Raw genomic sequence first — 7,235 nt, 5'->3', positions numbered from 1 at the left:
TGAGGCGGAGAAGGAGGTCCGGCAGCACTCGTGTGTGCCCAGCCTGCCCCCGACGAGGCCGCAACCCTCGTCCAGCCCGACCAGAGTCCCGACCAGAGCCGTGTGGTCCTGGACGCCCGTGACATCACCCGGGCCCTGACCCGCATCTCCCACGAGATCCTCGAGCGCAACAAGGGCGCCGGTGACCTGGTGCTCCTCGGCATCCCGAGTCGCGGGGTCCCGCTCGCTCGCCGGATCGCCGCGCGCATCAAGGAGGTCGAGGGCGTCGACGTCCCGACCGGCGCGCTCGACATCACGATGTACCGCGACGACCTGCGCAAGCACCCCGCGCGGGCTCCGCAGCACACCGCGATGCCGCCCGGCGGCATCGACGACAAGACGGTGGTGCTCGTCGACGACGTCCTCTACTCCGGGCGAACGGTCCGCGCAGCCCTGGACGCGATGAACGACATCGGCCGCCCCGCAGTGGTGCGCCTCGCCGTCCTCGTCGACCGCGGCCACCGCGAGCTGCCGATCCGCGCCGACCACGTCGGCAAGAACCTCCCCAGCGCTCGCGCCGAGCGCGTGCTGGTGCGCCTGCTCGACGTCGACGACGTCGAGGGTGTGTGGATCGCCTCCGGAGCGGGGGAGCAGGCATGAAGAAGCACCTCCTCTCCATCGACGACGTCACCACCGACGACATCGCGACCCTCTTCGAGACCGCCGCCGAGATGCACGACGTCCAGCGTCGGCAGGTCAAGAAGCTGCCCGCCCTGCGCGGCCGCACGATCATCAACCTGTTCTTCGAGGACTCCACCCGCACCCGGTCGTCCTTCGAGATCGCCGGCAAGTGGCTCTCGGCCGACACGATCAACATCACCGGCAAGGGCAGCTCGGCGTCCAAGGGCGAGAGCCTGCGCGACACCGTGCGCACCATCGCCGCGATGGGGGTGGACGCCGTGGTGATGCGCCACGCCGCCAGCGGCTCGGCGCTCCAGGTGAGCCAGTGGATCGACGCCGCCGTGATCAACGCCGGCGACGGCACCCACGAGCACCCCTCGCAGGCGCTGCTCGACGCCTACACGCTCCAGCGCAGCCTCGGCAGCCTCGAGGGACGCCACGTCGTCCTGGTCGGCGACCTCACCCACAGCCGGGTCTTCCGGAGCAACGTGCTCTGCCTCACCAAGCTCGGCGCACAGGTCACGGTCGTCGCCCCGCCGACGCTGATGCCCAGCGGTGTCGACGCCTGGTCCAAGCAGGTCGGCTTCGCGACGTCGTACGACCTCGACGCGGTGCTGCTCAGCGCGGACGCCGTGATGATGCTGCGCGTGCAGCGCGAGCGGATGAGCGGCGGCTACTTCCCCAGCGCCCGTGAATACACCGTCGGCTACGGCCTGACCCGCGACCGTCTCGCCACCCTCGGCGGCGAGGTCCCGATCTGTCACCCCGGGCCGATGAACCGCGGCCTCGAGATCGCCGCCGACGCCGCCGACGCTGCGCAGTCGCTGGTGCTCGACCAGGTCTCGGCCGGGCTCGCGGTGCGGATGTCGATCCTGAACCACCTGCTGGCCGGAGAGGGGTCGAACAATGACTGACAAGCTCATCGTCAAGGGGGCCTCCCTGCTGGGGGCCACCACCGCCGACCTCCTCGTCGAGGACGGCGTCATCACCGAGATCGGCACGGTCTCGGCGGCCGGTGCACGCGTCATCGACGCCGACGGACTCGTCGCGCTCCCGGGACTCGTCGACCTTCACACGCACCTGCGCGAGCCGGGCCGCGAGGACGCCGAGACGATCCGCACCGGCTCCCAGGCCGCAGCGGTCGGTGGGTTCACCGCCGTCCTGGCCATGGCCAACACCAGCCCCGTCACCGACACCGCCGAGGCCGCCGAGCGCGTGCTCGACCTCGGACGCAACGCCGGCATCGTCGACGTCCACCCGGTCGGGGCGGTCACCCGTGGACTGGGCGGCGAGGAGCTCGCCGAGCTGGGGCTGATGCACCGCTCGCGCGCCCGCGTCACCGTCTTCTCCGACGACGGCCGCTGCGTGGCCAACCCGCGCGTCATGCGGCGCGCGCTGGAGTACGTCAAGGCGTTCGGCGGCGTGGTCAGCCAGCACGCGCAGGACCCCGACCTGGCCGGGCCGACCTCGTGCTGCCACGAGGGCGAGCTGTCCGGTCGCCTCGGACTCCCGGGCTGGCCCGGGGTCGCCGAGGAGGTCATCGTCGCCCGCGACGTGATGCTGGCTCGTCACACCGGCAGCCGGGTGCACGTGGCGCACGCCTCCACCGCCGGCACCGTCGAGGTGCTGCGCTGGGCCAAGTCGTTGGGCATCGACGTCACCGCCGAGGTGACCCCGCACCACCTGCTCCTCACCACCGACCTGCTCGCCACCGAGAACGGCGGCTACGACCCGACCTACAAGGTCAACCCGCCGCTGCGTCCGCAGGAGGACGTCGAGGCGCTGCGCTCCGCGCTGGCCGACGGCACGATCGACGCCGTCGCCACCGACCACGCCCCGCACGCGCGCCACGACAAGGAGCACGCGTTCGTCGACGCGGCCTTCGGGATGCTCGGCCTCGAGACCGCGCTGCCCGTCGTCGCCCAGGTGATGGTCGACTCGGGCCTGCTCGACTGGGCCGGCGTCGCCCGCGTGATGTCGACCAACCCGGCACGGATCGCCTCTCTCACCGACCACGGCCGCGACCTCGCCGTGGGTCAGCCCGCCCACCTCACGCTGGTCGACCCCTCGGCCACGCTCACCGTCGACCGCGACGCCTCGGTGTCGCTCTCCCGCAACAACCCCTGGCACGGGCGCACCCTCGGTGCCGCCGTTCACTCGACGCTGCTGCGCGGCGTCCCCACCGTCCTGGAAGGGAAGCTGGTCTGATGCCCGCGACCACCCGCCCCACCCGCCCGTCCGCCCCGGCCCTGCTCGTGCTCGAGGACGGCCGCACCTTCACCGGCGACGCCTACGGCGCCACGGGGGAGACCTTCGGCGAGGCCGTCTTCAACACCGGCATGACCGGCTACCAGGAGACGCTCACCGACCCCTCCTACCACCGCCAGGTGGTCGTGATGACCGCGCCGCACATCGGCAACACCGGCGTGAACGACGAGGACCCGGAGTCCTCGCGCATCTGGGTCGCCGGGTACGTCGTCCGCGACCCCGCCCGGGTGCCGAGCAACCACCGCTCGCAGCGGTCCCTCGACGACGAGCTGGTCTCCCAAGGCATCGTCGGCATCTCCGGCGTCGACACCCGCGCCCTCACCCGCCACCTGCGCGAGCGCGGCGCGATGCGCGTGGGCATTTCCACGACCGAGACCGACCCGTCGGCCCTGCTGGCGCGCGTGCGCGCCTCGGGCGAGATGAGCGGCGCCGAGCTCAGCAGCGAGGTCTCCACCGACGAGACCTACGTCGTGCCCGCCGTCGGCACCAAGCGCTTCACCGTCGCCGCCCTCGACCTCGGCATCAAGACGATGACCCCCTACCGGATGGCCGAGCGCGGCATCGAGGTGCACGTGCTGCCCGCGACGTCCACGCTCGACGACATCCTCGCCGTCGGCGAGCCGGGGTCTGGAGGGCCGGACGGACTGTTCTACTCCAACGGCCCCGGTGACCCGGCCGCGACGACCCAGCAGGTCGAGGTGCTCCAGGGCGCGCTCGAGCGCCGGCTGCCTTACTTCGGCATCTGCTTCGGCAACCAGCTGTTCGGGCGTGCGCTCGGCTTCGGCACCTACAAGCTGAAGTACGGCCACCGCGGCATCAACCAGCCGGTGATGGACCGCACGACCGGCAAGGTCGAGGTCACCGCCCACAACCACGGCTTCGCCGTCGACGCCCCCCTCGAGGGCTCGACCACGACGCCGTACGGCGTGGCGACGGTGAGCCACGTGTGCCTCAACGACGACGTCGTGGAGGGCCTTGAGCTGCGCGACGCCGAGAGCGAGGCCCTGCTCAGCTTCTCGGTGCAGTACCACCCGGAGGCAGCCGCCGGCCCCCACGACGCGGCGTACCTCTTCGACCGCTTTGTCGACCTGATGTCCGCACGGGGTTCCGAGCCTCGCTCAGCTCGCACCTCGACCACCGGAGGAAACTGACATGCCCAAGCGCGAGGACATCAAGTCGGTCATGGTGATCGGGTCCGGCCCGATCGTCATCGGCCAGGCCTGCGAGTTCGACTACTCCGGAACCCAGGCGTGCCGGGTGCTCAAGGAGGAGGGGCTGCGGGTCATCCTGGTCAACTCCAACCCAGCCACGATCATGACCGACCCGGAGTTCGCCGACGCCACCTACGTCGAGCCGATCCTGCCGGAGTACGTCGAGATGATCATCGCCAAGGAGCGCCCCGACGCGCTGCTGGCGACCCTCGGCGGCCAGACCGCCCTCAACGCCGCGATGGCGCTCGACAAGGCCGGGATCCTGGAGAAGTACGACGTCGAGCTGATCGGCGCCTCCATCGAGGCGATCGACCGCGGCGAGAACCGCCAGGTCTTCAAGAAGATCGTCGAGGAGCTCGGCGGCGAGTGCTCCAAGTCGGTCATCTGCCACACCATGGACGACTGCCTGGGCGCGGCCGACGAGCTCGGCTACCCGATGGTGGTGCGCCCGTCGTTCACCATGGGCGGCACCGGCTCCGGCATGGCCTACGACGAGAACGACCTGCGCCGCATCGCCGGCGCCGGCCTCGCCGCGAGCCCGACCACCGAGGTCCTCCTGGAAGAGTCGATCATCGGGTGGAAGGAGTACGAGCTCGAGGTCATGCGTGACACCGCCGACAACGTGGTGATCATCTGCTCGATCGAGAACGTCGACCCGATGGGCGTCCACACCGGTGACTCGATCACCGTGGCGCCCGCGATGACCCTCACCGACCGTGAGTACCAGGCGATGCGCGACCTCGCGATCGGCATCATCCGCTCGGTCGGCGTCGACACCGGCGGCTGCAACATCCAGTACGCCGTCAACCCGGCCGACGGGCGCCTCATCGTCATCGAGATGAACCCCCGCGTCTCGCGCTCGAGCGCGCTGGCCAGCAAGGCGACGGGCTTCCCGATCGCCAAGATCGCCGCCAAGGTCGCGATCGGCTACACCCTCGACGAGATCCGCAACGACATCACCCGCGAGACCCCGGCCAGCTTCGAGCCGAGCCTCGACTACGTGGTCGTGAAGATCCCGCGGTTCGCCTTCGAGAAGTTCCCGGCCGCCGACCCGACGCTGACGACGCACATGAAGTCGGTCGGTGAGGCGATGGCGATCGGCCGCAACTTCACCGAGGCACTCCAGAAGGCGCTGCGCAGCCTGGAGAGCAAGGACGCCGTCTTCGACTGGCACCAGGAGTGGGTCGACCTCGACAAGGACGCCCTCCTCGCTGAGATCGCCGTCCCGCACGACGGTCGCCTGCGCAAGGTGATGGACGCGCTGCGTGCCGGCGCCACCGCCGAGGAGATCTTCGAGTCCACCAAGATCGACCCCTGGTTCGTCGACCAGCTGGTGCTGATCAATGAGATCGCCACCGAGGTGACCGCGGCCCCCGAGCTCACCCCGCACCTGCTGCGTCGCGCCAAGCGGCACGGCTTCTCCGACGCCCAGATCGGCAAGATCCGCGGGATGTCGGCCGACGTCGTGCGCGGGGTGCGCCACGCCCTCGGCATCCGCCCGGTCTACAAGACCGTCGACACCTGCGCGGCCGAGTTCGCTGCGGCCACGCCGTACCACTACAGCTCCTACGACGAGGAGAGCGAGGTGACCCCGCGCGAGCGTCCGGCGGTGATCATCCTCGGCTCCGGGCCCAACCGCATCGGACAGGGCATCGAGTTCGACTACTCGTGCGTGCACGCCTCGCTGGCGCTCACCGACCCGAGCCTGCCGGGCGGCGGCTACGACACGATCATGGTCAACTGCAACCCCGAGACGGTCTCGACCGACTACGACACCTCCGACCGGCTGTACTTCGAGCCGCTCACGCTCGAGGACGTCCTGGAGATCGTGCACGCCGAGTCGCTGGCCGGCCCGATCGCCGGCGTCATCTGCCAGCTGGGCGGGCAGACGCCGCTTGGCCTCGCCCAGGGCCTCGCGGCCAACGGCGTCACCATCGTCGGCACGTCGCCCGACGCCATCGACCTGGCCGAGGAGCGTGGCGCCTTCGGTCGCGTGCTGGCCGAGGCCGGCCTGGTGGCACCCAAGCACGGCACCGCGACGTCGTATCCCGAGGCGCTGCAGATCGTGCGCGAGATCGGCTACCCGGTGCTCGTGCGTCCCTCCTACGTGCTCGGTGGCCGGGGCATGGAGATCGTCTACGGCGACGACGCCCTCGAGGCCTACCTGGAGAAGTACGTCGCGGCCGGACTGATCAGCCGCGAGGCGCCGGTGCTCGTCGACCGCTTCGTCGACGACGCGGTCGAGGTCGACGTCGATGCGATCTTCGACGGCGAGGAGCTCTTCCTCGGCGGCGTCATGGAGCACATCGAAGAGGCCGGCATCCACTCCGGCGACTCCTCGTGCGCGCTGCCCCCGATCACGCTCGGCGAGCACGAGATCGGCCGCATCCGCGTCGCGACCGAGGCGATCGCCCGCGGTGTCGGGGTGCGCGGTCTCATCAACATCCAGTTCGCGCTCGGCTCCGACATCCTCTACGTGCTCGAGGCCAACCCGCGTGCCTCGCGCACGGTGCCGTTCGTCTCCAAGGCGACCGGCACCCCGCTGGCGAAGGCCGCGGCTCGGGTGATGCTCGGCGAGTCGGTCGCCGAGGTCCGCGCCGCTGGGCTGCTGCCGGCCACCGGCGACGGTGGCTCGCTGCCGGCCAACCAGCCGATCGCGGTCAAGGAGGCGGTGATGCCCTTCAACCGGTTCCGCACCGCCGACGGCTCGCAGGTCGACACCGTGCTCGGCCCGGAGATGAAGTCGACCGGTGAGGTGATGGGCTTCGACCACGACTTCGGTCGCGCCTTCTCCAAGTCGCAGGCCGCCGCCTTCGGTCCGCTGCCGACCGGCGGCAAGATCTTCGTCTCGATGGCCAACCGCGACAAGCGCTCGATGATCTTCCCGGTCAAGGTGCTCGCCGACCTCGGCTTCGAGATCCTCGCCACCCAGGGCACCGCCGAGGTGCTGCGTCGCAACGGCGTCGCGGCCACGGTGGTGCGCAAGCACTACGAGGGACCGGGTCCGGCGGGGGAGAAGACCACCGTCCAGCTCATTCACGACGGCGAGATCCAGCTGATCGTCAACACGCCGTACGGCGCGGGCGGTGGCGGCAG

General features: G+C 70.6%; 5 protein-coding genes. All 5 read left to right on the top strand.

All coding sequences use genetic code 11. The features are described from left to right. The first annotated feature begins 30 nt into the window (after nucleotides 1-30). Complete coding sequence (pyrR, locus tag VOI19_RS10635; protein ID WP_323792939.1) at nucleotides 31-639, top strand: bifunctional pyr operon transcriptional regulator/uracil phosphoribosyltransferase PyrR; 609 nt, start codon at nucleotides 31-33, stop codon at nucleotides 637-639. After that, nucleotides 636-1,574: an aspartate carbamoyltransferase catalytic subunit gene (locus tag VOI19_RS10630; RefSeq protein WP_323792938.1), complete on the top strand. Its 939-nt coding sequence runs from the start codon at nucleotides 636-638 to the stop codon at nucleotides 1,572-1,574. Before pyrR ends, VOI19_RS10630 begins: the two co-directional genes overlap by 4 nt. Further along, a complete protein-coding gene (locus tag VOI19_RS10625; protein ID WP_323792937.1) occupies nucleotides 1,567-2,868 on the top strand; it encodes a dihydroorotase in 1,302 nt (433 codons plus the stop codon). The genes VOI19_RS10630 and VOI19_RS10625 overlap by 8 nt, the downstream gene beginning before the upstream one ends. Continuing rightward, entirely contained in the window at nucleotides 2,868-4,079 is a 1,212-nt protein-coding gene (gene carA / locus VOI19_RS10620) for a glutamine-hydrolyzing carbamoyl-phosphate synthase small subunit (protein ID WP_323792936.1), read from the top strand. Before VOI19_RS10625 ends, carA begins: the two co-directional genes overlap by 1 nt. A gap of 1 nt (nucleotide 4,080) precedes the next feature. Continuing rightward, nucleotides 4,081-7,235, top strand: a 3,155-nt coding sequence (gene carB / locus VOI19_RS10615) for a carbamoyl-phosphate synthase large subunit (protein ID WP_323792935.1), incomplete at its 3' end; no start/stop codon positions are given.

Origin of the sequence: Nocardioides sp. (assembly GCF_034670285.1) — a bacterium.
Taxonomy (GTDB): domain Bacteria; phylum Actinomycetota; class Actinomycetes; order Propionibacteriales; family Nocardioidaceae; genus Nocardioides.
This window is presented reverse-complemented; position numbering and strand designations above follow the sequence as displayed.

Bases quoted from the DNA above. Each gene is read 5' to 3' on its own strand.
- carA (WP_323792936.1), top strand. From the start codon at position 2,868: ATGCCCGCGACCACCCGCCCCACCCGCCCGTCCGCCCCGGCCCTGCTC.
- VOI19_RS10630 (WP_323792938.1), top strand. From the start codon at position 636: ATGAAGAAGCACCTCCTCTCCATCGACGACGTCACCACCGACGACATC.
- VOI19_RS10625 (WP_323792937.1), top strand. From the start codon at position 1,567: ATGACTGACAAGCTCATCGTCAAGGGGGCCTCCCTGCTGGGGGCCACC.